The sequence below is a fragment of the Rhodococcus sp. JG-3 genome, assembly GCF_000482405.1.
In the GTDB taxonomy this organism is placed as follows: Bacteria; Actinomycetota; Actinomycetes; order Mycobacteriales; family Mycobacteriaceae; genus Rhodococcoides; species Rhodococcoides fascians.
Genome location: NZ_KI519398.1, coordinates 4,609,198 through 4,634,707, shown reverse-complemented (window position 1 = coordinate 4,634,707; position 25,510 = coordinate 4,609,198). Strand labels below are relative to the sequence as shown.

General features: G+C 65.4%; 26 protein-coding genes. 18 read left to right on the top strand and 8 right to left on the bottom strand.

The annotated features are described in order from the left end of the window. The first annotated feature begins 59 nt into the window (after window positions 1-59). A complete protein-coding gene (locus tag K414_RS0123135) occupies window positions 60-1,433 on the top strand; it encodes a sialidase family protein (protein ID WP_027498099.1) in 1,374 nt (457 codons plus the stop codon). Window positions 1,434-1,495: 62 nt separating this feature from the next. Here K414_RS0123135 and K414_RS0123130 read toward each other — a convergent pair whose 3' ends face one another. Both K414_RS0123130 and K414_RS0123125 read right to left on the bottom strand, forming a co-directional pair. Continuing rightward, window positions 1,496-2,317 carry a hypothetical protein gene (locus tag K414_RS0123130; protein WP_027498098.1) on the bottom strand — a complete coding sequence of 274 codons (822 nt, stop codon included), beginning with the start codon at window positions 2,315-2,317 and terminating at the stop codon, window positions 1,496-1,498. A 123-nt stretch (window positions 2,318-2,440) separates the two neighbouring features. Next, window positions 2,441-3,019 (bottom strand): TerD family protein, encoded by a 579-nt coding sequence (locus K414_RS0123125; protein WP_027498097.1) that lies wholly within the window; start codon window positions 3,017-3,019, stop codon window positions 2,441-2,443. A 239-nt stretch (window positions 3,020-3,258) separates the two neighbouring features. Between K414_RS0123125 and K414_RS0123120 the strand changes: the two genes are divergently transcribed. Then, window positions 3,259-3,996 carry a DUF1906 domain-containing protein gene (locus tag K414_RS0123120; protein WP_027498096.1) on the top strand — a complete coding sequence of 246 codons (738 nt, stop codon included), beginning with the start codon at window positions 3,259-3,261 and terminating at the stop codon, window positions 3,994-3,996. Between the two features lie 104 nt (window positions 3,997-4,100). Here the strand turns inward: K414_RS0123120 and K414_RS0123115 are convergent, their stop codons facing one another. Next, complete coding sequence (locus tag K414_RS0123115; RefSeq protein ID WP_045840775.1) at window positions 4,101-4,961, bottom strand: hypothetical protein; 861 nt, start codon at window positions 4,959-4,961, stop codon at window positions 4,101-4,103. A 301-nt stretch (window positions 4,962-5,262) separates the two neighbouring features. On the opposite strand from K414_RS0123115, the gene K414_RS0123110 reads away from it, so the two are divergent. Further along, window positions 5,263-6,480 carry a mannosyltransferase gene (locus tag K414_RS0123110; protein WP_027498094.1) on the top strand — a complete coding sequence of 406 codons (1,218 nt, stop codon included), beginning with the start codon at window positions 5,263-5,265 and terminating at the stop codon, window positions 6,478-6,480. Here K414_RS0123110 and K414_RS0123105 read toward each other — a convergent pair. Then, complete coding sequence (locus K414_RS0123105) at window positions 6,425-6,706, bottom strand: 4a-hydroxytetrahydrobiopterin dehydratase (protein WP_027498093.1); 282 nt, start codon at window positions 6,704-6,706, stop codon at window positions 6,425-6,427. The two genes, K414_RS0123110 and K414_RS0123105, sit on opposite strands and share 56 nt — an antisense overlap. Before the next feature lie 14 nt (window positions 6,707-6,720). On the opposite strand from K414_RS0123105, the gene K414_RS0123100 reads away from it, so the two are divergent. The 7 genes from K414_RS0123100 (at window position 6,721) to K414_RS0123065 (ending at window position 13,690) form a co-directional block, all read left to right on the top strand. Beyond that, window positions 6,721-7,146: a (deoxy)nucleoside triphosphate pyrophosphohydrolase gene (locus K414_RS0123100; RefSeq protein WP_027498092.1), complete on the top strand. Its 426-nt coding sequence runs from the start codon at window positions 6,721-6,723 to the stop codon at window positions 7,144-7,146. A 317-nt stretch (window positions 7,147-7,463) separates the two neighbouring features. Then, window positions 7,464-9,401, top strand: a complete 1,938-nt coding sequence (gene typA, locus K414_RS0123090; protein ID WP_032365354.1) for a translational GTPase TypA — start codon at window positions 7,464-7,466, stop codon at window positions 9,399-9,401. Window positions 9,402-9,504: 103 nt separating this feature from the next. Beyond that, complete coding sequence (locus K414_RS0123085) at window positions 9,505-11,286, top strand: ABC transporter family substrate-binding protein (protein ID WP_027498089.1); 1,782 nt, start codon at window positions 9,505-9,507, stop codon at window positions 11,284-11,286. Then, window positions 11,283-11,966 carry a haloacid dehalogenase type II gene (locus K414_RS0123080; protein ID WP_032369865.1) on the top strand — a complete coding sequence of 228 codons (684 nt, stop codon included), beginning with the start codon at window positions 11,283-11,285 and terminating at the stop codon, window positions 11,964-11,966. Before K414_RS0123085 ends, K414_RS0123080 begins: the two co-directional genes overlap by 4 nt. 105 nt (window positions 11,967-12,071) lie before the next feature. Next, window positions 12,072-12,965 (top strand): N-acetyl-1-D-myo-inositol-2-amino-2-deoxy-alpha-D-glucopyranoside deacetylase, encoded by an 894-nt coding sequence (gene mshB / locus K414_RS0123075; protein ID WP_032369864.1) that lies wholly within the window; start codon window positions 12,072-12,074, stop codon window positions 12,963-12,965. 27 nt (window positions 12,966-12,992) lie between these two features. After that, a complete protein-coding gene (locus tag K414_RS29475) occupies window positions 12,993-13,151 on the top strand; it encodes a hypothetical protein (RefSeq protein WP_008714214.1) in 159 nt (52 codons plus the stop codon). Between the two features lie 86 nt (window positions 13,152-13,237). After that, complete coding sequence (locus K414_RS0123065; protein WP_027498086.1) at window positions 13,238-13,690, top strand: hypothetical protein; 453 nt, start codon at window positions 13,238-13,240, stop codon at window positions 13,688-13,690. On the opposite strand, the gene K414_RS0123060 is transcribed toward K414_RS0123065, so the two are convergent. The 3 genes from K414_RS0123060 to K414_RS0123050 are packed head-to-tail and all read right to left on the bottom strand — an operon-like array spanning window position 13,617 to window position 16,353. Further along, window positions 13,617-14,318, bottom strand: a complete 702-nt coding sequence (locus K414_RS0123060) for a uracil-DNA glycosylase (RefSeq protein WP_027498085.1) — start codon at window positions 14,316-14,318, stop codon at window positions 13,617-13,619. The genes K414_RS0123065 and K414_RS0123060 overlap by 74 nt on opposite strands. Window positions 14,319-14,359: 41 nt before the next feature. Further along, on the bottom strand, window positions 14,360-15,877 hold the full coding sequence (locus tag K414_RS0123055; RefSeq protein ID WP_027498084.1) for a PH domain-containing protein: 1,518 nt from the start codon (window positions 15,875-15,877) through the stop codon (window positions 14,360-14,362). Then, complete coding sequence (locus tag K414_RS0123050) at window positions 15,874-16,353, bottom strand: PH domain-containing protein (RefSeq protein ID WP_032369653.1); 480 nt, start codon at window positions 16,351-16,353, stop codon at window positions 15,874-15,876. The genes K414_RS0123055 and K414_RS0123050 overlap by 4 nt, the downstream gene beginning before the upstream one ends. 134 nt (window positions 16,354-16,487) lie before the next feature. On the opposite strand from K414_RS0123050, the gene K414_RS0123045 reads away from it, so the two are divergent. From K414_RS0123045 to K414_RS0123025, 5 genes are all read left to right on the top strand, one after another. Next, window positions 16,488-19,028, top strand: a complete 2,541-nt coding sequence (locus K414_RS0123045; RefSeq protein WP_272913804.1) for a bifunctional FO biosynthesis protein CofGH — start codon at window positions 16,488-16,490, stop codon at window positions 19,026-19,028. 36 nt (window positions 19,029-19,064) lie between these two features. Further along, window positions 19,065-19,820 (top strand): hypothetical protein, encoded by a 756-nt coding sequence (locus K414_RS0123040; protein WP_027498081.1) that lies wholly within the window; start codon window positions 19,065-19,067, stop codon window positions 19,818-19,820. 114 nt (window positions 19,821-19,934) lie between these two features. Further along, window positions 19,935-20,258: a ferredoxin gene (gene fdxA, locus K414_RS0123035; RefSeq protein ID WP_027498080.1), complete on the top strand. Its 324-nt coding sequence runs from the start codon at window positions 19,935-19,937 to the stop codon at window positions 20,256-20,258. A gap of 4 nt (window positions 20,259-20,262) precedes the next feature. Beyond that, window positions 20,263-21,366, top strand: a complete 1,104-nt coding sequence (dapC, locus tag K414_RS0123030; protein ID WP_032390334.1) for a succinyldiaminopimelate transaminase — start codon at window positions 20,263-20,265, stop codon at window positions 21,364-21,366. Between the two features lie 259 nt (window positions 21,367-21,625). After that, window positions 21,626-22,243 carry a LysE family translocator gene (locus K414_RS0123025; protein WP_027498078.1) on the top strand — a complete coding sequence of 206 codons (618 nt, stop codon included), beginning with the start codon at window positions 21,626-21,628 and terminating at the stop codon, window positions 22,241-22,243. Between the two features lie 13 nt (window positions 22,244-22,256). Here K414_RS0123025 and K414_RS0123020 read toward each other — a convergent pair whose 3' ends face one another. Then, a complete protein-coding gene (locus tag K414_RS0123020) occupies window positions 22,257-22,679 on the bottom strand; it encodes a hypothetical protein (RefSeq protein WP_027498077.1) in 423 nt (140 codons plus the stop codon). Window positions 22,680-22,696: 17 nt separating this feature from the next. Here K414_RS0123020 and K414_RS0123015 point away from each other — a divergent pair, with 17 nt between their 5' ends. The 3 genes from K414_RS0123015 to K414_RS0123005 all read left to right on the top strand — a co-directional run bounded on the left by K414_RS0123015 (window position 22,697) and on the right by K414_RS0123005 (window position 25,507). Next, the gene (locus K414_RS0123015) at window positions 22,697-24,097 is read left to right on the top strand and encodes an acyl-CoA synthetase (RefSeq protein ID WP_027498076.1); all 1,401 of its coding nucleotides are present in this window, start codon (window positions 22,697-22,699) and stop codon (window positions 24,095-24,097) included. A gap of 47 nt (window positions 24,098-24,144) precedes the next feature. Then, the gene (locus tag K414_RS0123010; protein WP_027498075.1) at window positions 24,145-24,804 is read left to right on the top strand and encodes an SDR family oxidoreductase; all 660 of its coding nucleotides are present in this window, start codon (window positions 24,145-24,147) and stop codon (window positions 24,802-24,804) included. Window positions 24,805-24,994: 190 nt separating this feature from the next. Continuing rightward, window positions 24,995-25,507, top strand: coding sequence for an OsmC family protein (locus tag K414_RS0123005; protein WP_027498074.1), 513 nt, complete (start codon window positions 24,995-24,997; stop codon window positions 25,505-25,507). Window positions 25,508-25,510: the final 3 nt, after the last annotated feature.

Here is a 25,510-nt window from a genome sequence, read left to right as displayed (position 1 = left end):
GATCCAATGCACCACCGCGCCCAGATATCACGACGCCCGCGCCGCCGCGGGCGGGTGTCGTGACACCGCGGGTCGCGTCGGGATATCGAGCAGGGCTTCGCTTTTCGACCAACGCGGCAGCATCGGCCGACTACGCCACCGATATCTCCTACACCGAATACGGGTCGTCCGCCTGCACCCTCGGAACAGCCGCGGACAACACCGTATTTCTCGCCCCGGCATATACCGTCGACGGCGTCGGAGTTCTGCACTCCTCCGATTTCGGACAATCCTGGCGAGCATCGGTGCCGGACGGCACGGTGAACACCGGCCGCCGAGCGCATATGTACTTCGACGATGCCGACGACCGGCTGTTTCTTACCGCCGGTCGCGTCGACTCGACACCGACGCGCATGTTTCGATCGGGCTTCGACCTCGGAATCAGCGACGACCGAGGTCGAACGTGGCGCTTCCGGAGAGTGGCATCCAAGGCCAGGACAGGTGCCAAGGTATTCGCCGGACCTCGGGTGTCCGCACCGGACGCGTCGTCTCCGTCTTCTGCTCGCGTGACGTACCTGTCCGCTCCCACGCCGTTCGCCCTCCGCGTGCGACCTCTGATCAACGCCACTCGCCAGGTGATCTGGCGTTCGTACGACGGCGGGACCAAATGGGAGGTAGCCGGCGGGTTCGACATCGACCCGAAAAACATTCCGGGACTTCCCGGTACGGACTACGTCGCATTCGGCACCGGTGTCGTCGGCCCGGACGGCACGGTCTACATCGGCGGCCGATACGGCCGTCGTTTCGCGGTCGCGGTCAGCCGCGACGAGGGTTTGACCTGGGATGTCCGCATAGTCCCCGGATCGGCGCTCGCCAAATATCACAACCCGTTGCACCTTCTGCTGCTCGCTTCCCGATACCTACTGCCGGAGTCGGTCGCTGTCGACTGCGACGGCACCCTGTACGCCCTGTGGCCGGACCGGGACGGATTGCTGCACGCTTCGTGGTCTTCCGACGGCGCGAACAGCTGGTCGAGACCCGTCGTGGTGTCCGCTCCTGGAGTGCGAGGTGCGCGGTTCGGTGCGATCACCGCCACCGGATCGGGGCGCGTCGGAATTTCGTACTACGGGCGTGAGGCCGGCCGCGCGTTCCACGGCTTCATCGCGCAGAGTCGCGACTTCCGCACTGCAGGACCGGTTTTCGTCGGTGGAAAGTACAACGAACCCGATGCTCCGCTGTTTCCGTACGGGTTCCGTCGAGGTTTCCCCGGCTCCGTTTTCAGGCGATCTCTCGACGAGATGGTGCGGGTCCGGTTCGCGCCCAACGGAGATCTCGTGACCGGAGCGGTCATGCAGATGCGCGGGCGGAACCGCTTGCGTCCCTGGGCCGCACGCGCGCGGCGCACCGAAATGCAGGCGGTTCTGGGTCGGCTCGGCCGCATCGATCGCTCCTGATGCAGCGAAAAGCCGTGCAGCGCAGAGCTACACGGCTTTTCGATCGTTCGATTGAACCTGAATCAGGCGACGTTCACCAGGCCGACCGTCGGGAAGAAGAAGCAACTCTTGTCCGAGCCGTCGATTGCCTTGTGGTTCACGGTGCCGAACACCGCGGCCAGAACGGTTCCCGATCCGGTCTGCACGGGGACAGCGCGCGCACCGGCAGCGGGCAACGTATTGAGTGCGTTGACCACGAGGGGCCGGGCCAAGTCCTTGAACTCCGCCGGAATTCCGGAATTGTCGAGGATCGACTGGGCCATGGTGGTGACCAGGCCGCCGAAGTCGGCGAAGCCGCCCTGCAGGGTGTTGACGTTGAACCACGCCACCTGCATGCCGGACTTATCGGCCGAGTCGTTGACGATGCCGGCCGGAACGAATGCGAACATCGTCTCGCCCTTGTTCACCGCGTTGAGTTCGGGAACAGGGATAGAGGGCAGGCCGGGCAGAGTGGCGATCGGCGGCACGGTCAGCCGGGGCCAGGGTCCGCCGGCACCACCGGCGACGCCCGGCACGATTCCGAGCGGCGCGCCCGGTGTGGCGGCGCAGTTGATCGCAGCGGTCGGGTAGAAGAACGGCGTGATGCCGAAGTCGGTGAGAGCCTTGTTGGCCGCGTCGAGGGCAGCGAAGGGGTCTGCGGAGGTGTTCTCGGCAACCGGGGTGCGCGAGTCGGCGATGGCATTCGCTGCGGCGAGCGAAGCACCGTCTTGCCCCTGCAATGCGGCGATCGCCCGGGCAAGCGGATCGGCGGGAGCCGGATCCGCTGCCGCAGTGGCGGGAACGGCGAGCAATGCCGCGCAGGAGAGCGCGAGCGCGCCCGCCAGACGGCTGAGGCGACGAGACATGTGTGACTCCTGTGACTTATGTGGCTGATGTTGCGTGTGCGCTGATATCACCACACATCATCTGGACGTCACAAGCTCAGCTGTAGACCGTTGTGCAATCGAGACGGACACGCACACCCCGCGTCAGCCGACGTCGATGCCGAAATCGCGCACGATTCCCTCCAGGCCGGACGCGTAGCCCTGACCGATTGCGCGAAACTTCCACTCGGCACCGCGGCGGTACAACTCGCCGAAGACCATCGCAGTTTCGGTCGACGCGTCCTCGCTCAGATCGAAGCGTGCGAGTTCGCGGCCGTCGGACTTGTCGACCACCCGAATGAAGGCGTTGACGACCTGGCCGAAGTTCTGTCCCAACGCGTCCGCGTTGTGAATCGATACCGGAAATGCAATGGAATCCACCTCGGGTGCCAGCGCTGCAAGATCTACGTCGATGCTCTCGTCGTCGCCTTCGCCCTCGCCGGTGCGATTGTCTCCGGTGTGCTCGATTGCCCCGTCGGGGGAGCGCAGGTTGTTGTAGAAGACGAAGTAGTTGTCGCTGAGCGCCTTCTTGTCGGTGCCGAGGCCGATCGCGCTCGCGTCGAGGTCGAAGTCCCCGCCGGTGGTGGAGCGGACGTCCCAGCCCAGTCCGACGGTGACCGCCGTCAAGTTCGGTGCTTCCTTCGTCAGCGAGACGTTTCCGCCCTTGGCGAGTGTTACGCCCATGTCCAACCACTCCTTCACGCCGTCGTTCGTGCTTCGTCCTCCCCACCCTATTCATGACTGCGGGCGCGGTGCTGGAGTTGCATGTGTGAACGACGAGGGATGCGGGTGGGGTGTGAGCAGTGGGGCTGGCGGTGCACATGTGTTTGTGGTGGGATACGACAAAACATCGAAAAGTAGCAGTGACGGCGCGCTTCGGTACGTAGGCGCGCCGTGGCAATCGAACGGCATGGGAGATTTTTGTGCAGGTTTCGCGACGTGAACTGTTCAAGTACGCCGCGGCCGGCTCCGCAGCCGCCGTCGGCCTGGCCGCCTTGGGCTCGGCCACCGCTCATGCCGACGCGGGGCTGGGAACGCTCGTCGACTACGCGGGAGGGGTGCCGTCGGCGTCGGCCATCAAGAGCGCAGGCCATCTGGGAGCTGTCCGCTACGTCTCGGATCGGCGTCCCGACGCGACCTGGATGGTCGGCAAGCCGATGACCGCGTCGGAGGCGCAGTCCCTCACCGAGGCCGGCCTGGAGGTGGTCTCCAACTATCAGTTCGGTAAGGGTGCCACCGCGGATTGGCGAGGCGGGTACGTGGCGGGCGTCAAGCATGCGAAACGTGGACTCGAGCTCCATCTGGCGGCCGGTGGCCCGTCCGATCGGCCGATCTACGCATCGATCGACGACAACCCGACGGCCGTCGAGTTCGCCACCCTCATCGCGCCGTACATCCTGGGCTGGCAGTCGGTGATCGGAGCGGAGAACACCGGTATCTACGCGAATTCTCCGACCATCGAATTGGCGTCCGTCGCAGGACTGGGCCAGTGGTATTGGCAGCACAATTGGGGGACCCCGAAGGGGTTCGTACATCCCGAAGCGCACATTCACCAGATTCGTATCGACAAGGACACGGTGGGTGGAGTGAAAGTGGATATCAACACTGTCTTGAAGTCCGATTACGGCCAGTGGTCGAAATCCGGTGCCGACATCGTCTGAATACCATCCGTGTAATTCGGTGGTCTTTTCTCCGGCCGATGAGCACGAAAACAATTCGCCCCCGGCTTCGAGAAGCCGGGGGCGAATTGTTTTCGTCTCGTGAGCTACGGAACGTAGACCGTGCCGATCGTCGGCAGGAAGTTGCAGCTGCGCGGCGGCGCTGCGGCGTCTTCCTTGGACTGAGTGGTGATCGATCCGGACACCACGGACAGCACGCGACCGGGGCCGGTGTCGGCGATGGCCGACAACGTCGCGGGGCCGTCGGCGTTGATCTTGGCTGCGCCGGTCAGGTCCTGGGTTCCCGATCGGCGGTTGTCGATGTTGAGCCACGTCACGGTGAGCGGAGCAGACTGCTGCGCGGCGAGAGGCGCGGTGCCGAGGGCGGTGAACACGAAACCGGCCTGGCCTGCAGCCGGTCCGGGGGGCGGCAACGTGGCCGGTCCGGGAACGGCCAAGGCGGTTCCGACGGAATCTGCGGTGTCGGAGATGCAGCCCTTACCCAGGGTCGGGTACAGGAACTGTGCGATGACGGGGCCGTCGGAGGGTAGCTCGGGCCCGCCGCCGCCGGATCCGTCCAGGAAGGTGATGACCGATTCCAGCAGCGACTTGACCTGGTCCGGAAGCTGCGCGGTTTCGAGAAGGGCGCGAGCCTGGCCGAGGAGATCTGCTGCGGGAGCGGCACCCACATCGGCCGGCCCTGCAGCTGCACCGACGATGGCAGGCGCGAAGGACGCGAGTGCCTCGATGTCGGAGAGGTTGGGCAGGGGTTCACCGGGAGCGGGCAGGAACTGGGCGATCAGCGCTGCGGGATCGGCCGGAGCAGCCGGCAGATCTGCCGGAGCCATGGGCACCAGAGGCTGAGCGGATGCGCTGGTCGGCACAACGAGTGCGGCGGCTGCGGCCACAGCCAGAGCTGTGACGACGCGACGCGTTCCGCGAGTACGAAGCACGGTGATATTCCCCATTCTGATCATGACGCAGGTCCACGGCGACAGCCGGTGCCCGAGGGGTCACTCTATGTAGAGCGATCCCGGATGTACAGCCGTAGTAGGTCCAGTCCTCCCCGGCTGAACTCTATCGAGGATTCTATGGGCCACGCGCTGCGAATTCTCCGCAGAATCGAACAATAGCGTGTTACGCGAGTGACCAGTGTGAAAGGTGATGTAAATGTTACGAGGGGATCGGCACGGTTAGGGTGGGTATCGATCGCCCTATAAGCTCGGCTGTCGATAAACGGCATCGATACCGAACGGAACCACACGCACCGTGAACCGACTTGTTCGGCTGGCCCCCGTTCTGCTGGCAGTTTCGGTGATCAGCCGATTCGTCTGGGCGTTCGTCACCCCCAACGGTATGAACCTCGTCGACCTGCACGTCTACGTCGAAGGCTCCGCTGCGCTGCTCGGCGACAACCTGTACGACTACACGTACTCGGTGCAGACCCCGGACTTCCCACTGCCGTTCACGTACCCACCGTTCGCCGCCCTGGTGTTCTTCCCGCTGCACTATCTGCCGTTCACGGTGGTCGGCATCGTCTGGCAGGCCGCGACGATGATCGCGCTGTTCGCAGTGGTCCGGCTCGCCCTGTCGATGGTTCTCGGCGACGACCGGGCCGCCGAGAATCGCTGGGTGAGAATCGCCATGCTGTGGACCGCGCTGGGGCTGTGGTCCGAGCCCGTGCGCACCACCCTCGACTACGGCCAGGTCAACGTGTTCCTGGTGCTGCTGGCGCTACTCGCGGTACGCAGCTCGCGCTGGTGGGTGGCGGGCGGACTCGTGGGGTTCGCCGCAGGCATCAAGCTGACCCCGGCCATCACGGGCCTGTACTTCCTCGCCACTCGGCGGTGGAAAGCCGCAGCATTCTCGGCGGTGGCATTCGCACTCAGTGTCGCGGTCAGCTACGCGGTGCTGGGGCGTCAGGCGGCCACGTACTTCACCACGTTGCTCGGCGATGCCGACCGCATCGGACCCGTCGGCTCGGTCTGGAATCAGTCTCTGCGCGGAGCTCTGAGCCGGATCGTGGGCGAGGACGTCGGCCAGGGACCGCTGTGGATCGCCGCCGCAGTGATCGCCGTGGTTCTCGCTGTGCTGGCATGGCGAGCACTCGATCGCCGCGACTACCTGGGAACCCTGGTCATCGTCCAACTCCTGGGCCTGTTGGTGTCGCCGATTTCGTGGTCGCACCACTGGATCTGGGTGATTCCGATGGTGATCTGGCTGCTGCACGGGCCGTTGCGCGATATCGCCGGAGCCAAGATCGTTGCCGGCTACTGGCTGGTGACGGTCACGGTGGGGGTGCCCTGGTTGCTGAGCTTCTTCCAGGAATCGATCTGGACCATTCCCCGTCCCGGCCTCGAGGCCTGGGCCGGTGCCGTCGACGTGATCGGATCTGCTCTGTTCCTCGGCTGGGTCGTCTACGCCGGACGTGTCATCCGGCAACGATCGCATCGATCCGACGCGCCAGATCCACGTCCTTCTGTGTGAGACCGCCGGCGCTGTGCGTGGACAGCGTGAACGTCAGCGTTCGCCACCTGATGTCGATGTCGGGGTGATGGTCCGCCTCCTCCGCGGCGTCGGCCACGCGGTTCACCACCTCGATCGCGGCGGGAAACGACGTCAGCTCGACGGTGCGAGTCAGAGATTTCTCCGCCACCGTCCAGTGGGTGAGCTGTGCGTCCTCGATATCGCGGTCGGTCAGCAATTCGGTCATAGAAAGATGGTGGCATGTCCGGTACCCCTACCGCTGTGGTTGTCGCGGCCGCGTTGATCGACGACGGTCGTCTGCTGCTCGCGCAACGAACTCGTCCGCCGGAGTTGGCCGGTCGGTGGGAGCTGCCCGGCGGCAAGGTCGAGCCGGGGGAGTCCGAGGACGCCGCACTGGCTCGCGAACTGCGCGAGGAACTGGGGGTCGAGTGTTCGATCGGTGCCGCGCTCAGTAGAGACGTCGAACTTGCCGGTGGCATGGTGTTGCGGGCCTACCGAGCCTCGATCGTCTCGGGAACCCCTGCGCCGCTGGAGCATTCGGCTCTACGGTGGGTCGATGCCGCGACGCTGCCGACGGTGGATCTGGTCGATGCGGACCGACTCTGGCTGCCGGACCTACAGGAAATTCTGCTCACTTCGCCCGAGCGGTCTTCAGACCTTTCTTGAGGTCTTTCTTGGTCGCGCCCGCGGATTCCAACTTCTTCATTCGCATGATCACGACGGGGCATTTGATGCAACGAACTTTCTTGCGGCAGCATTTTTTCTTGGGCTTCATCCCCGAGACATCTGCGGCCTTTATCTTGCCCATGAGCACCAAGACTAATGGGTGGCGCAGGTCACAGACCTGAGGGTGGCGCGGGGCACTGCCGGACTACGGGTAAACTCGATCAGTCGCGAGAACCTCGCGGTGCAGCGCGCTTCTCTAGCGACATAAGCCCGCTAGCGAACAAGAGCCCGCATTCGACTCCAGGAGAATTTTTCGCGTGAGCGCCCCAAGCAGTGCAGACAACATCGACAGCACCACTACTTTTCGCAACGTCGCCATCGTTGCACACGTCGACCATGGCAAGACCACCCTGGTCGACGCCATGCTTCGGCAGTCCGGCGCGTTCGAGGAACGTGCCGAAGCGATCGACCGCGTCATGGACTCGGGTGACCTCGAAAAAGAAAAAGGCATCACGATCCTGGCCAAGAACACGGCCGTTCACAAGCGCAATGCCGACGGCACCATCACCGTCATCAACGTGATCGACACCCCCGGCCACGCCGACTTCGGCGGAGAGGTCGAGCGCGGCCTGTCCATGGTCGACGGCGTCGTGCTCCTCGTCGACGCTTCCGAGGGCCCGTTGCCGCAGACCCGTTTCGTGCTGCGCAAGGCGCTCGCCGCGTCGTTGCCGGTGATCCTGGTCGTCAACAAGACCGACCGTCCCGACGCGCGTATCGAAGAGGTCGTCTCGGAGAGCCACGATCTGCTGCTCGACCTCGCGTCCGATCTCGACGACGAAGCGTCCGAGGCAGCCGAGCTCGCCCTCGACCTCCCCGTGCTCTACGCCTCCGGCCGTGAGGGCAAGGCCTCGAAGGTCCAGCCCCAGAACGGACACGCTCCCGACGCCGAGAACCTCGACGAGCTGTTCGAGGTTCTGCTCAGCTACGTCCCCGCGCCCAAGGGCAACGTCGACGCGCCGCTGCAGGCACACGTCACCAACCTCGACGCGTCGGCCTTCCTCGGCCGCCTCGCCCTGGTTCGTATCCACAACGGCCAGCTCTCCAAGGGCCAGACCGTCAGCTGGATGCGTGAGGTCGACGGCGAGCCCGTCGTCCAGAAGGCCAAGATCACCGAGCTGCTCAACACCATCGGCGTCGAGCGCGTTCCCGGCGAGAAGGGTGTCGCAGGAGACATCGTCGCCGTCGCGGGCTTCCCGGACATCATGATCGGCGACACCCTCGCCGATCTGGAGAACCCGGTCGCTCTGCCTCGCATCACCGTCGACCAGCCGGCCATCTCGGTCACCATCGGCACCAACACGAGCCCGCTCGTCGGACGCGTCAGCGGACACAAGCTCACCTCGCGCATGGTCAAGAGCCGCCTCGACCAGGAGCTCATCGGTAACGTCTCGCTCAAGGTCCTCGACATCGGTCGCCCCGATGCCTGGGAGGTCCAGGGTCGTGGAGAGCTCGCGCTCGCCATCCTCGTCGAGCAGATGCGTCGTGAAGGCTTCGAGCTCACCGTCGGCAAGCCCCAGGTGGTCACCCAGCAGGTCGACGGCAAGCTGCACGAGCCCTTCGAAGAGCTGATGGTCGACACACCGGAGGAATACCTCGGTGCAGTGACGCAGCTGCTCGCCGCACGCAAGGGCAAGATGGTCCAGATGACGAACCACGGCGCAGGCTGGGTTCGCATGGAATTCATCGTTCCCTCGCGTGGCCTGATCGGTTTCCGCACCGAGTTCCTCACGGACACTCGCGGCACCGGCATCGCGAACGCCGTCTTCCACGGTTACGCGCCGTGGGCCGGCGAGATCCGCGCCCGCCACACCGGCTCGCTCGTCTCGGACCGTCACGGCACCGTGACCCCGTTCGCGATGATCCAGCTGGCCGACCGCGGCACGTTCTTCGTCGAGCCGGGCGCAGACACGTACGAGGGCATGGTCGTGGGCATCAACCCGCGTCAGGAAGACCTCGACATCAACGTCACCCGCGAGAAGAAGCTGACCAACATGCGTCAGTCCTCCGCCGACGTCATGGAGACCCTGGCCAAGCCGAAGAAGCTGGACCTGGAAATGGCCATGGAGTTCTGTGCAGGCGACGAGTGCGTCGAGGTGACCCCCGAGGTCGTCCGCGTCCGCAAGGTGCACCTCGATTCCAACGAGCGCGCCCGTGAGCGTTCGCGCAGCAAGACGCGCGACAAGGCTGCTCTGTAAGACAGATCCTGTACGGCAGAAGCGACGTGTCACCATCGTGGGACGTCGCTTCTGCCGTACCTGTAGCCGATCACGAAGGAGATCCTCGTTGCGTAACGTACTGATGCCGGTGGTTCTGGCCTCCGCCACTGCCCTGGTACTCACCGCATGCACCGCGGATCCACCGCCACCGATCGAGAGCGTCGAAACTCCGGTCACCACGACGACCGTGCCGTCGAAGACCGGCGACCCCGTTGTCGTGGCGATCGACGACGTGGGCATCGGGTTCAACCCACACCTGCTGGCCGACCAGTCGCCCGCTACCGCCGCGGTCAGTTCGCTCGTGCTGCCCAGCCCGTTTCGTCCCACCCTGAACCCCGACACCGGCGTGACCACGTGGGAGCCGGACCTGTCGCTGTTGATCTCCGCCGAAGTGACGTCTCAGTCTCCGTTCACCATCCGGTACCAGCTACGCAACGAGGCCCAGTGGTCCGACAGTGCACCGATTGCGGCCGAGGACTTCCGGTACCTCTGGCAGCAGATGATCACGCAGCCGGGCGTCGTCGATCCGGCCGGCTACGCACTGATCAGCGATGTTGCCTCTTCGGGCGGCGGCAAGACCGTCGACGTCACCCTCGAGTCGCCGTATCCGGCGTGGCAGCGATTGTTCGCCGACCTCGTGCCCTCGCACCTGCTCAAGGATTCGCCCGGCGGCTTCGAGGGTGGTCTCACCGACAACGTGCCGGTCTCCGGTTCGCGGTTCAACATCAAGACCGTCGACCAGGGCCGGGACGAGATTCTGCTGGAACGAAACGATCGCTTCTGGGACCAACCCGCCTCGCCCGACCAGATCCTGATTCGGCGCGGAGGCACCCCCGCACAGTTGGCCGATTCGTTGCGGTCGAGTGACGCTCAGATCGCACAGGTTCGGGGTGGGTCTGCGACGCGCGCGCAACTCTCGGCAATCCCCGGGGTCCGCACCGACACGATCCACCAATCGCGAGTGTTGTCGATGACCGTGAACGGCCGGGCACCGAATATGTCGGATCTGCTTGTGCGGCAGGGGATCATGGGTCTGCTGGACCCGAACCTGCTGGCCACGGTCGGGGCCGGCGGAGGGGCGACGGATCGCCGAGCCGCGGCCCAGTTGTCGTCGCCGTCGGACCCCGGCTACACCGCGACCGCACCCGCCCCGATCGGCAGAACCGCGGCCCTCGACCTGCTTCGCCGCGCCGGCTTCGTTCCGACACCCGACGCGATCATGACCTCGACGCCGAGCGCGGGCGCATCCACGACCTCTGCTGCGCCGCCGACCACCAGCGCGCCGACCACGAGTGCGCCGGCTCCCGGAGTACCCCGACTTGCAGACGCCGGCGGTACAGCGCTGCGATTCGTCATCGGTGCCGTCGAGAACGACGACATCGCACTGGCCGTGGCCGGCACCGCCGCGGACGAGCTCGTCAGTGCGGGTATCGACGCGACCGTCACTCCGCTGCCCGCGGACGAGTTGTACTCGACGGCGCTGACCGACGGCGGCGTCGACGCCGTGGTCGGGTGGACCAGTGCGGGCGTGGACCCGGCAACGGCCCTGGCCTCGCGCTTCGGCTGTGTTGTCGAGCCGGCTCCGGGGAGCAGCGGCAGCGTGGACGCCCCGCGCAATCTGTCCGGCCTGTGTGTTCCGGAATTACAGCCGACGATCGACCGCGCCCTGGTAACCGGCGTCGATGCGACGATCGTTGCCGAGGAGATCGAGCCCAAGCTGTGGTCTCTGGCGTCGACGCTGCCGATCATGCAGGACCAGTCCGTGGTGGCTGCGGTGCCGGGTATCACCGGCGTCTCGTTGACCGGGCCGGTCGAGGTCGGCATCTTCGCCGATGCCGCGAAGTGGATCCGGACGGTCCGGTGAGCACCGTGCGCTTGCCTCGGGTGATCATCTTCGACGTGAACGAGACCCTGTCCGACATGGCTCCCATGGCGGCGCGATTCGCCGACGTCGGAGCGCCCGAGCACCTGTTCCCGACGTGGTTCGCGGGAGTGCTGCGGGACGGGTTCGCGCTCGCGGTCGTAGGTACCGCTCGGCCGTTCGCCGAGGTCGGTTCCGGTGTGCTCGAGGCGTTGCTGTCCGATGCTGCGATCGATCGCCGGTTGGACGATGCTGTGGACCACATCATGGCCGGTTTCGCCGAGCTCGAGGTGCATCCCGATGTGGTAGCCGGAGTGAATGCGCTTGCAGCGCTTGGCATTCGGATGATCACCCTCAGTAACGGGTCCGCGTCGCTCGCGCAGTCTCTGCTCGAACGAGCCGGCGTGCGGAGTGCTTTCGAGTTGCTGCTGTCGGTCGAGGACGCCGGACGGTGGAAGCCGCACGCCGATGCCTACCGCTACGCGTTGGAGCAGTGCGGTGTCGAACCCGGCGACGCGATGCTGGTGGCCGTGCACCCCTGGGATATCGACGGTGCGCACCGGGCAGGCCTGTCGACGGCGTGGCTCGATCGCGAGAACCGTCCTTATCCCGACCATTTCGTCCCTGCCGATGTGACAGCGCAGTCGTTACCGGATGTGGCGCGAATGCTCGGCGAGCGATGAACGGCTGCCCGACCCAGAGACCGAGACAACGATGACACAGCGAGTAGCGAGCGACGAGGCATGACGGAACAGGTTGTGACAGAGCAGGTTGTGACAGAACAAGCGATGACGCAGCCGCAGCGGTTGCTGCTGGTCCATGCGCACCCGGACGACGAGAGCATCACCACCGGCGGGACCATCGCCCATTACGTGCGCGCGGGCGTCGACGTCACCGTGCTCACGTGCTCGCTCGGTGAAGAGGGTGAGGTGATCGGCGATACGTGGGCCGATCTCGTGGTCGACCGAGCCGATCAGCTCGGTGGCTACCGAATTCTGGAACTGCATCGCGCACTCGCGGCGTTGGGCTGCAACCCGCCCCGCTTTCTCGGTGGTGCCGGCCGCTGGCGAGATTCTGGAATGGCCGGAACCCCGGCTGCTCTCAAACCGCGCGCCTTCGTCAACGCAGACCGGCAGGAGGCGCTCGGGGCGCTCGTGTCGGTGATCCGCGAACTCAGGCCTCAGGTCGTCGTCGGTTACGACCCCGAGGGTGGCTACGGACACCCCGATCATCAGCAGGTCCACTCCCTGGTGACCGAGGCGGTCGAGGTCTGTGGAACGGACGCCCATCCCGCGGCCGGAGGTCCGTGGGAGGTAGCGAAGTTCTACTGGACCGTCACCGGCCGCGATCAGCTGGACGCGGGACTACGGGCGATCGCCGATATCCCCGAGGGGTGGCGCATGCCCCTCGACGGTGAGTTGCCGAGTGTGGCCGAGGACATGATCACCACCAGCATCGATGTCCGCGGTGTGCTCGACGCGAAGACCGACGCGTTGCGTGCGCACGCAACTCAGGTGACGGTTGCGCCCTCGGGTGCCGAGTACGCACTCTCCAACGACATCGTTCAGCCGATCCTGCTCGACGAGCAGTACGTACTCGTGCGGGGCGTGCTCGGCGCCGACGGGGCGGGCAGGGAGAACGACTTGTTCGCGGGCGTACTAGGCTGTGTTCCGAATCACTGATCTCATGACAACAGGGGCGGAACACATATGTACAACTGGGTAGTGCAGGACGCAATCGTCGCGTTCGTCGATTCTCTCAAGCCGCAGTTCGGCGCACAGGCAGATCTGTACCAGTACGTTCTGGGCCAGATCGCCATGGGTGCGAGCAACTTGCTCACCTCGCTGGGCTATCCGCCGGTTTCCTGAGTGCCGGTGCCCGGTTTTTCGAATGCGATGCCCGGTTTTCGAATGCGGTGCACTGAAACGACCCGGGCCAAGGCAGTATTGGGCGCATGATCTCGAAGGCCGCATCCAATACTGTCGCCCTGGTGTCGTGGGCGACGGTCGCAGTACTGGTGTTCGACGGCTTCCTGTCCGGAATCCTGTCGGTCTTCTTTCTCCCGACCTACGTGGGGTCGGTGCAGTTTCCCATCAGCGCGTTGCTCGGGGGCATCGCGAACGTCGCTCTGGTTCTGGCCGCGCGTAAGGTCGCCGAACGGCCGATCTGGGTGGCGTCGCCGCTGCTCGGATGGTTCGTCGCAGTAGTGCTGTGCATGTTCGGCGGCCCCGGCAACGATGTTCTGCTGCTGGCCGACTGGCGCACGATGCTGCTCATCGTGGCCGGTGCCGGGCCGGCGGGTGTGCTGCTGTTCATGTTCAGAATGAAAGCCATCACAGCAAGCGTGCGTGCCGACCCGCATTCCGGAGCACGTCCTCGATCATCGTCGGAGTCAGCAGTCCGGTGAATGTGTTTCGCTGACTGACGTGGTAGCTGGCGAACACGGTGATCGAGCCCAGATCGAGCTGCACGCCGTGACCGAATTTCGGTGCAGGCCTGGGTATTTCCCACCCGTTCGCGGCGAGAATCGGTAGCAGCGACTGCCAACCGAACGCCCCGAGCACGAGAATCGACTTCAGTCGCGGACGCAGCAAGCGCAATTCGTCGTCGAGCCAGGGGCGACACCGATCGCGCTCGGCGGGAGTCGGCTTGTTCTGCGGCGGAGCGCAGTGCACGGGGGCTGCAATACGAACTCCGTTGAGCGTCAGCCCGTCGCCGATGTGCGTCGCGGTCGGTTGGCTGGCGAGCCCGACGGCATGCATGGCTCGGTAGAGCACGTCTCCGCTGCGGTCCCCGGTGAACATCCGACCGGTGCGATTGCCGCCGTGGGCGGCCGGGGCGAGTCCGACGATCAACATCGACGCATCGGCCGGGCCGAAACTGGGAACGGCTCGCCCCCAATACGTTTCGTTGGCAAACGCGGCGCGCTTCTCGGCAGCGACCTGTTCGCGCCACTGCACCAGCCGTGGACAGGCGCGACACTGGGACACCGCCAGGTCGAGCTGCGCAATGGTCTGCGGGCGCTCCTTCTTCATCGGCTCCTTCTTTACCGGCTGCGTCTTCACGTGCTGCGTCTTTACGTGCTGCGTCGAAGCCAGACGTCCCCGGCACCCGGTGTGACGGCGTCGATCATGGCCCACGCGTTCTCGATGGGTATGTCGACCACCTCGTAGCGTCCGACGCCCGCCGGTGTCGCTGCCACGACGGTGCCCACGCCGGCGCGACGTTGGAAGAACGTCTGCCGCACCGTCCAACCGATGATGCCGCCGGCTTCGAGGCTGTGCCGGGTGCGGTCGAGCGATCCGTGCTGGGTGATCAGCCAGCCGGGCAGGACGGCGTGCCCGAGGCCGCGGTAGCGGTCGTGAGCGAGTCCGACGGCGGCCACGAACAGCACGGCCACGGCGATCCAGGCGAGGATCGGGATCGGTGCGCCGAGAGACTGCGCAATTCCCAGTCCGGCCGCGACGACGAGCAGCGGTAGAACCGCCCGGGTGTAGCGGCGTCGCCGCGCGGCAGGTCCGTGCTGCAGAAGCGGGCGGTCGGCATTGCCGTGCATGCCTGCATCGCCGAGCACCGTGGTCATCATGCGCAGCGCCTCGGCCCGCGGAGCCTGGGGAAGCAGTAGCGACGATTCCTTCTTCTCGGCGCTCACTCCGGTCATGATGGCGTCGAGTCGGGCCCCGCCGACCGACCTCAGTAGTAGAGGCAGCGACAGAGAAGTGCCGCGCAGTCTCTTGCGGTCGAGGGTCGACTGACGGGTGCGGAGCAGCCCGTGGCTGACGTGCAACGTGCGGCCCTGGTCGGTGACGGTCAGGTTGCCGTAGGTGATCAGGTATCGAACGCAGGCGAAGATGCTGGACACCACGAGGAGCACAATCAGTGCGAGGACGACGAACAGGGCGATGCCGAACCGTTGCGCCGATTCGACGCTGTTCGAGACCACCGACGTCTCCGCCAACGTTTGTCCGATGCCGTACTGGAACAGCACGCCCACTGCCGCGGCGATGGTGACGATGCCGGTGATGGAGAACGGCGCGAACCGCACCCACGAGAATTGCCAGTGTGCAATCTCGACCCCGGGATCGGCTGCGGCAACGGGCATTCCGTCGCTCGGCGTTGTTCGGCCCGACACTCGCTGCAGCAGTTCGCCGCGAAGCTCCGGCACCAGTGACGTGTCGAGGGCGTTGAGCTCGAAAGCCTCGCCTTTGCCCGCCTGCTGTCCGGTCCCGATGCGGAGAATGGACAGGCCGAGCACCCGGTGCAGTACATTCGCTTCCACGTCGACCGACCGAATCCTGTTGCGCGGAATGGACAGTACTTTCTTCTGCAGTACGCCGGTGCGCAGTTGTACGTGCACCGGCCCGATCCGGTAGCTGGTGGTGAACCAGCGCGCAATCGCGAACACGACGACGACCGCGAGGATGCCCAGACTCCAGTAGTGATTACCGCTCTGACTGCCGACGAAGAACGAGATCAGCAGTACCGGCAGGATCTTGATGCCCTCGTTCACCGGATGCACCAACAACATTCGCTTGTCCAGGCGCAACCACGGCTGCTCCTCTTCGACTGCCAGCAACTCCGCCTGATCGGTCATGTGGCATCTCCGACGGTGCGGCCGGCGATATCGGTCAGTCGCGTGACGGTCTCGTCCGCAACGGCCTGATCGAGTGCGGTGATCTTCACCGCGCCCGCCGACGATGCCGTCGTCACGGTGACCGTCGCCAACCCGAGCAGGCGATCGAGTGGTCCGCGCTCGGTGTCGACGGTCTGCACCCGCGAGATGGGGGCGATGCGTCGTTCTTGGCTGAGCCAACCGGTGCGGGTGTACACGGCGGTATCGCTGATCTCCCAGCGGTGCACCCGGTAGCGCCACTGCGGCACGATCGCGAGGTGCAGTGCGGTCAGCACGACCGATACGACGAGGACGGTGACGTGCAGCCACGACGTCCGGTTCGAGTCGACGAAAAACCAGACGATCTGAGCGATGAACACCGGTAGCCACAGCAGTCCGGCGCTCAGGGTCCAGAGCAGACGCGCACGGGGAGAAGGCTGCCACTGTGGGTCTGTCATCGTTGTCACGGTACAAACCTAGCGCTGCCCCGTCGTGCGCGTTTTGTGCCCTTCCAGGTACGCAAAACGCGCACAAGGGCCGCAGGCCCACCCGCGGGTGGCACGTGCGTACCAAGAAGGCGCATGATCGACTGGTGACTTCGCAGCCTGATACCGCTCCAGCCGCCTCCGCCATGCGCCGCGTCCTGCGTCGCGCCCGCGACGGGGTGTCGCTGAACGTCGACGAGGCAACCGTCTTGCTGCACGCTCGCGGTGACGACCTGGTGGATCTGATGACGTCGGCGTCCCGGGTTCGCGATGCCGGGTTGGAGTCGGCGGGCCGTCCCAAGACCGTGTCGTATTCACGCAAGGTGTTCGTGCCCATCACGCGGTTGTGCCGCGACAAGTGCCACTACTGCACGTTCGTCACGGTGCCGGGCAAGCTCAATGCGGCCGGGCACGGGATGTTCATGGATCCCGACGAGATCATCGACGTCGCCCGCAAGGGGGCCGAGTTGGGCTGCAAGGAGGCGCTGTTCACGCTCGGCGACAGGCCGGAGGAGCGGTGGCCCGAGGCCAAGGCGTGGCTGGACTCGCGCGGCTACGATTCGACTCTGGACTACGTGCGCGCGATGTCGATCAGGGTGCTCGAGGAGACCGGCCTGCTGCCGCACCTCAATCCCGGAGTGATGTCGTGGCAGGAACTCTCGCGCCTCAAGCCGGTGGCCCCCTCGATGGGCATGATGCTCGAGACGACGTCGCGTCGGCTGTTCGAGGAGAAGGGGCAGGCCCATTACGGCAGTCCCGACAAGGATCCCGAGGTTCGGCTGCGCACGCTGACCGACGCGGGCCGGCTCAACATTCCCTTCACGACGGGCATCCTCGTCGGCATCGGTGAGACGTTGCGGGACAGGGCCGAGTCCATCATGGCAATTCGTAAGGTGCACAAGTCTTTCGGTCATGTGCAAGAGATCATCGTGCAGAACTTCCTGGCCAAGTCCGATACCGCGATGCGGTCGGTGCCCGATGCCGGTCTCGAAGAATTCCTGGCGACCATCGCGGTGACGCGCATGGTGGTCGGTCCGTCGATGCGAATTCAAGCCCCGCCGAACCTCGTCGCAGCGGAGGAGACCGCAGCGTTGCTCGGCGCAGGCGTCGACGATTGGGGCGGTGTCTCGCCGCTGACTCCCGACCACGTCAATCCCGAGCGGCCGTGGCCGAACCTCGACACTCTTGCCGAGTTGTCGGCGGCCGCCGGTTACACGCTCGTGGAACGCACTGCCGCGCAGCCGCAGTACGTGTTGGCCGGTGCACCGTGGATCGACCCGCGAATCTCGGCACACGTGCGGGCGGTGGCCGACCCGGAGACCGGGATGGCACGCGAGGGCGTCAACCCGACCGGTCTGCCGTGGCAGGAGCCGGACGAGGAATGGGAGTCTTCGGGACGGGTGGATCTGAACACCGAGATCGACACCCAGGGCCGCAACACCGAGACGCGCTCGGATCTGGCGAATGCGTTCGGCGACTGGGATTCCATTCGTGAGCAGGTGCGCGATCTGGCCGGTCTCGAACGAGTCGACCGCGACCTGGTGTCGGCATTGACAGCAGCGGAGAAGGACCCGGCCGGTCTGTCGGACGAGCAGTACCTCGCACTGGCGACGGCCGAAGGCCCCGGCATGGACGCCGTTGCCGCGCTCGCCGACGATCTGCGTAAGCAGGTCAACGGGGACACCGTCACCTACGTGGTGAACCGGAACATCAACTTCACCAACATCTGCTACACCGGATGCCGTTTCTGCGCGTTCGCGCAGCGCAAGGGCGACGCCGACGCGTTCACACTGTCCACCACCGAAGTCGCCGACCGTGCGTGGGAAGCGCACGTCGTCGGGGCCACCGAGGTGTGCATGCAGGGCGGCATCGACCCCGAACTGCCGGTGACGGGATACGCCGATCTGGTCCGTGCGGTCAAGGCGAAAGTGCCGTCGATGCACGTGCACGCGTTCTCGCCGATGGAGATCGTCAACGGGGCCTCTCGCGGCGGCCAGTCGATCCGCGAGTGGCTCACCGAGCTGCGGGCAGCCGGCCTGGACTCGATTCCGGGTACCGCCGCGGAGATCCTCGACGACGAGGTGCGGTGGGTGCTCACCAAGGGCAAGCTCCCCGCAGCCGAATGGATCGAAGTGATCACCACCGCGCACGAGGTGGGCCTGCGATCGAGCTCGACGATGATGTACGGGCACGTCGACAATCCGTCGCACTGGGTCGGGCATCTGAACGTACTCAAGAAGATCCAGGACAAGACGTGCGGGTTCACCGAGTTCGTGCCGCTGCCGTTCGTGCACCAGTCGTCGCCGCTGTATCTGGCGGGTGCCTCGCGGCCCGGCCCGACCAACCGCGACAACCGCGCGGTACATGCCCTGGCCAGGATCATGCTGCACGGCCGTATCGACAACATTCAGACGTCATGGGTGAAATTGGGAATCACGGGTACACAGGCGATGCTGAACGGAGGCGCGAACGATCTGGGCGGGACCCTGATGGAAGAGACGATCTCGCGCATGGCGGGTTCGCAGAACGGTTCGGAGAAGACCGTCGCGGAACTGCACGAGATCGCCGACGGCATCGGACGACCGGTTCGTCAGCGCACCACCACGTACGGCCCGGCACCGGCGGTGTCGGTCGCCGGCCTGATCTGACCTACAGGTCTTTACCCGAAACGGAGTTTGCCCGACATGGACGACCGTCGAGTCGCCGCGGTACTGAGCAGTGCCGTCGCCATCATTCATCCCGTGCTCGACATCCTGGCCACGCGTGACCCGATCGGACTGAAAGGACGGACGTTCCGCGAGTCCTCCGCGGACGATTCGACTCTCGACAACGTCATCGACTTCCTGGCCAAGGCGTTCGACACCACCGACTTCCCGGGCACCGCCGGCTGGGAGAAGCTCGACAGTGATGCTCGTTCGCAGTGGTGGGTCAATCGCATCGGAGCTCTCAACACTGTTGCCGTCGCCTTCCCCGGCGTCTTCGGCATCCTGGTCAACCGTCTGCCGATCCAGGACCTGCTCGGGTTCGCCAACCAGGCGATGGTGCTCGTCGCCGTGGCTCGCGAATCCGGAGTGACCGACCGCGAGACGCACGTGGCGCTGCTCGGGTCGGTGCTGTGCAAGCGTGACCTGACGTCCTTGGCCGACAGTGCTCCTGCGAAGAAGGAAGAATCGCCGAAATCCGGCCCGTTCGCACTGCTGCGCGGAATGTGGCAGATCGCCAACGTGCTGCGTGACGTGGCAGGCGAGTTGGAGAAGCGCCCGCATCCACGCGGGTTCTATCGGGTACTCGGAGCCATCCCGCTCGTCGGTGGCGTCGCCGGATATCTCGGTGAGCGGGGCGCACTGTCGCGCGCTGCCAAGCAGGGACGCAAGTGGCTCGCCGCCCACAAGACGGCGTCGGCTTCGGTGGCCCAGCCCGCGAAGCAGCTCCGGCGATAGCAGGCCGGAGCAGGTGAGGTCACCCTGGTCGGATTGTCCCAGGTTCGGACCGCGATACTAGGATGCTGAGGGCGCGAGAGCGCCCACGATCTATACAAGGAGGGGAGAGCAGCAGTGACCTACTCGATTGCAGAACCGTGCGTAGATGTACTGGACAAAGCGTGCATCGAAGAGTGCCCGGTGGATTGCATCTACGAGGGTAACCGAATGCTGTACATCCACCCCGACGAATGCGTCGACTGCGGAGCCTGCGAACCCGTGTGCCCCGTCGAGGCCATCTTCTACGAAGACGACGTGCCCGAGCAGTGGAGTGCATACGTCAGCGCCAACGTCGATTTCTTCGACGATCTCGGATCTCCGGGTGGCGCAGCGAAACTCGGCAAGACCGACTACGACCCGCCGTTCATCAAGGCTCTGCCTCCCATGGGCGAGAACTGACGCCTTGGCACGCAGAGCGGTGGCAGCGACGCTGCCCGACTTTCCGTGGGACTCGCTGACCGCTGCCAAGGAGAAGGCGTCGGCGCACCCGGACGGCATCGTGAATCTGTCGGTCGGCACGCCCGTCGACCCGGTCGCCGAGGTGATTCGGGTCGCGTTGAACTCGGTGGCCGACGAGCCCGGTTACCCGACGACCGTCGGTACCGCCGCGCTGCGGGAGGCCGCGGTAGCGTCGCTCGAACGTCGCTACTCGATCACCGGTATCTCGACCGACGCGGTGCTTCCTGCCATCGGCACCAAAGAAATGATCGCCTGGTTGCCGAGTCTGCTGGGTCTGGGTGCCGATGATCTGGTCGTCATCCCCGAACTGGCATATCCCACATACGAAGTGGGTGCGCTGCTCGCCGGCGCACGAATTCTTCGTGCAGACGGACTGAATCGTCTCGGCCCTGAACGCGCCTCGCTGATCTTCGTCAACTCGCCGTCGAACCCGACCGGCAAGGTGCTCGGAGTCGAGCACCTGCGCAAAGTCGTCGAGTGGGCCCGCGAGCGCGACGCCATCGTCGTCTCCGACGAGTGCTACCTGGGTCTGACCTGGGAAGCCGACGCAGTCTCGGTGCTCGATCCTCGCGTCTGCGACGGCGATCACACCAATCTCTTAGCAGTGCACTCACTCTCGAAGACCTCGAATCTGGCCAGCTACCGCGCCGGTTTCGTCACCGGCGACGCTTCCCTGATCGCCGAATTGCTCGAGGTTCGCAAGCACGCAGGGATGATGGTGCCGCTCCCCATTCAGGCCGCCATGACCGCGGCTCTGGCCGACGACGAGCACGAGAACATCCAGCGAGAGCGATACCGCGCCCGGCGAACGACTTTGAAGTCTGCCGTCGAGGCAGCCGGATTCCGCGTCGACCACTCGGAGGCCGGGCTCTACCTGTGGGCCACCCGCGACGAGCCGTGCCGCGACACCGTCGACTGGCTCGCCGAACGCGGGATCCTCGCCGCACCGGGAGAGTTCTACGGACCGAACGGTGGCAAACACGTCCGCATCGCACTGACTGCGACGGACGAACGCATCGAGGCTGCGGCGGCTCGCCTGCGCGGTTAGCCGAGCTTCCTGATGCGCTGAGTGTTGGTGCGCTGAGTGTCCACAATTCGGCTTGATCGACGGGATCCCGCTTCTCGATGTGAATTGTGGACACTCACCTCAGTTGGCTTCGGCCCCGCTGACGCCGCTGAAGCGTGTGGGCTCGAGGTGCGCTGAGTGTCCACTATTCGGCATAGCGAACGGGATCCCGCTTCTCGATGTGAATTGTGGACACTGAGCTCAGTTGGCCCCTGGTCGGATCGGGTGTTCTCATGTACCCATGACCCTCAGCCTGCTGCTCAGCTTCGCCGGTGTGTGCTTTCTGCTGGCGATTCTGCCCGGGCCGGATTCGTTTCTGGTGCTTCGCTACAGCATCGGCGGCCTCAAGCCAGGTGTCGCTGCAGCGATGGGTGTCGCGATCGGCGGACTGTTCTGGGCCGTGCTGGTGGCCGTCGGGTTGGCGGCGATCGTCGAGCAATCCGCGACGGCATACCGCGTCGTCAAAGTTCTGGGTGGGTTGTACCTGCTGTATCTGGGCGTGAAGGCTTTTCGAGCCCGCCGGAAGAACAAGGTGGCAGGCGAGCCGTTGGTCCCGGTGGCGGCATCCGCATGGTCGGCGTTCGGTGCCGGAGTTCTCTCGTGCGCGCTCAACCCGAAGGTCGGACTGTTCTACCTAGCGGTGGTGCCGCAGTTCCTCACTGTGGTCACGTTCACCGGTGCCATGACGCTCGGGCTGGTCGAGGTGGTTGTCGCGGCCGTGGTGATGGGAGTGTTCTCCGTTCTCGCCTCACGCGCTGTGACGCTGCTGCGTAAACCGGCCGTGACCGACTGGCTGGACCGCATCAGCGCTGGATTCCTCGTCGCCCTCGGAATCGGAACGGTGGCGTCTTCGGCCTAGTTGCGGTGGGCCGTCAGTCGAGGTCCGGCTCGCCGACGTCCCATCCGCCGCGCCTGATGCGCAGGATGTAGACCAATTCGTTGCTGCCGAAGGCTTCGACGGTGGTGAACCGCTTCGGTTCGGCGTTGACCTCGGGGTTGCGCGCGTGCGCCTCCTCGTAGAGCTGAGTCGCTCGGAGGTCGGCCAACTCCACTCGCGTCCAGAAATCGTCGGACTGCACCGAGTAGACCAGTCGCGGCGCCCCGTCACTGACGTGCGCGAGGTCGATGTCCTCGTCGTCGGAGTCCTCGTCCTCGAGGTCCAGGTCGAGGTCGTCTTCGGAATCGACGTCCTGTTCGGCGTCGGTTCCGATCAGATAGACACCCGCCTGCAGGTCACCGGCGGCGACCGTCATGTACTCGGCGTAGTCGCCGGTGTCGATTCCGTCCACGTCCATGTCTGTACGGTAGCCATGTGCTGCTTCGTTCACTGAACCCACTCGCCGTTGCGCGGGGAGACGATATTCCCGACGCCGTCACCATCGACGGCATCTCGCTCTCTCGTGCCGACATCCTGGGAGCGGCGACTTCCGTAGCCGAGCGCATCGGCCGGGCAGATCGGCTCGCCATTCACGCGACGCCATCGGTGAAAACGGTGCTCGCCGTCGTCGGTGCGTTGATTGCCGGCGTCACCGTTGTTCCCGTCCCACCGGATGCAGGCTCGGCCGAACGTGAGCACATCCTCCGTGATTCGGGTGCGCAGGCGTGGCTCGGCGAAGCGCCGCCGGACACCGCAGGTCTGACGGTTCTGCCGGTGCGTCAGCACGCACGGTCGTGGCACAGCTACCCCGAGCCGCAGCCGTCGTCGATCGCGTTCGTGCTCTACACCTCCGGCACCACAGGCCCACCGAAAGGTGTGCTGATTTCTCGCAGCGCCATCGCGGCCGGGCTCGACGCGTTGGCGCAGGCCTGGAGCTGGACGTGGAAAGACACTCTGGTGCACGGTCTTCCGCTGTTTCACGTGCACGGACTGATTCTCGGGTTGCTCGGCCCACTGCGAGTCGGAAGCCCGTTGATCCACACCGGCAAACCGACTCCCGAGCTCTATGCGGCAGCGCGGGGTTCTCTGTATTTCGGGGTGCCGACCGTATGGTCGCGCGTCGCCGCGGATGAGACGTCCGCCCGCGCCCTGGCCCACGCCCGACTATTGGTGTCCGGCAGTGCGCCGCTCCCGGTTCCGGTGTTCGAGAAGCTGCGTGAGTTCACCGGTCAGGCTCCGATCGAGCGGTACGGCATGAGCGAAACCCTCATCACCATCAGCACCCGCGCCGACGGTGAACGTCGACCGGGATCGGTGGGACTGCCCGTCGCAGGCGTCGAAACCCGACTGCTGGGCGAGAAGGGCGACATCCTGCCGCACGACGGCGAATCCATCGGCGCATTGCAGATCCGCTGCCCCATGCTGTTCGACGGCTACCTGAACAACCCCGAGGCGACGGCGAAGACCTACACCGAGGACGGGTGGTTCGACACCGGAGACGTCGCGCTCATCGAGCCCGACGGGTTCCACCGCATCGTCGGGCGAGCCTCGACCGACCTGATCAAGTCCGGCGGCTATCGCGTCGGCGCGGGGGAGATCGAGACCGTGCTGCTGGGGCACCCGAGCGTGGACGAGGTGGCCGTCGTCGGCCTGCCGGACGACGATCTGGGTCAACGCATCGTGGCGTTCGTCGTCGGTACCGAGGTCGAGGACCGAGTGCTCATCGACCTGGTGGCCACCGAATTGTCGATCCACAAGCGGCCCCGGGAGATTCGCGTCGTCGACTCGCTGCCGCGCAATGCGATGGGCAAGGTGCAGAAGAAGCTCCTCGGCTGACTCCGCGTTGTGAGCGCGGGTCGGGAGAAACGCGCTAGCTTCGAGTCATGAACCTCGACGGCGCACGCATTCTCGTATTCGGTGCCAGTGGCGGACTCGGCGGCCCGATCGTCGAGCAACTCGCCCAGGCCGGCGCGCGGCTGACCGTCAGCGGACGCAGCCTCGAGTCCTCGGAGCAGCACGCGGTCAATGCCGATCTGACGCTGCCGGATTCGGCTCGATCGGTAGTCGCGGAGGCCGTCGAACACCACGGCGGTCTCGACGGGATCGTGATCGCGGCCGGTGTGGTGGCGTTCGGTCCGGTCACCGAGGTCGACGACGACACCGTCGACGAGCTGCTGCTGCTCAACTACCTGGCACCGCTGCGCATCATGCGTGAAGCGCTGACCACTCTGGATCAGGGTGGATTCGTGCTCAACATCAGTGCGGTGGTCGCAGACAAGCCGATGCCCAACATGGGTGCCTACTCGGCGAGCAAGGCCGCGGCGAGTGCGCTGCTGAAAAGTGTTCGCACAGAGGCACGGAAGTCGAAGATCCGTATCGTCGACGTGCGCCCTCCGCACACCGAGACGGGGCTGGCGACGCGGCCGATCGCCGGGCAGGCACCGAAACTTCCGCAGGGCCTGACGCCGGAGGCGGTAGCAGCACGGATCGTCGCCGCGATCACCGACGACGAAACCGACGTCGGCGCAGACCAGTTCTCTTAGGCTATTGTCGGCACCGTGACCGAGACACATGTGACCGACGCGGGCAGAAGGCTCGTGCGTCGTCGCACCATCGATCTGTGCCTGGTCTGCACTTCTTCCTGTTCGTAACTGTCGATCGAACCCAGCCCCGACGAGCTCCACGCGCTCCTCGGGTCGTTCCGGCAACCTTTTTCGACGAACAGGATCACTCATGACCACATCTGTCTCCCATCTCGGCGGCGTCATCGCTGCCACCGACGACGCAGTACGCGCGGACGCGAAGAACGCTCACGCTGTATTCCGTGCCTCCGCCACCGCGCACGATGCCGTCGCCAGCACCGTCACACTCGGCAAGTTCAGCGTCGAGGTCGACGAGCCGCCGGCCCTCGGTGGAGAGAACACGGCCGCCAATCCCGTGGAGTACTACCTCGCGTCGCTGCTGTCCTGCCAGGTGGTCACCTACCGCGTCTGGGCCGAGAAGCTCGGTATCGTCGTCGACGACATCAAGGCGAAGGCCGAGGGCGACCTCGACGTACGTGGCTTCTTCGGGTTCGACGACGACGTGCGGCCGGGATTCGGTGAGGTGCGCGTCGTCGTGACGGTCACCGGGCCCGAGACCCGTGAGCGGTACGAGGAATTGCAGCAGGCCGTGGACGATCACTGCCCGGTACTGGATCTCACGCGTAACCCCACGCCGATCCACACCGTCCTCGAAACGGCCTAACGT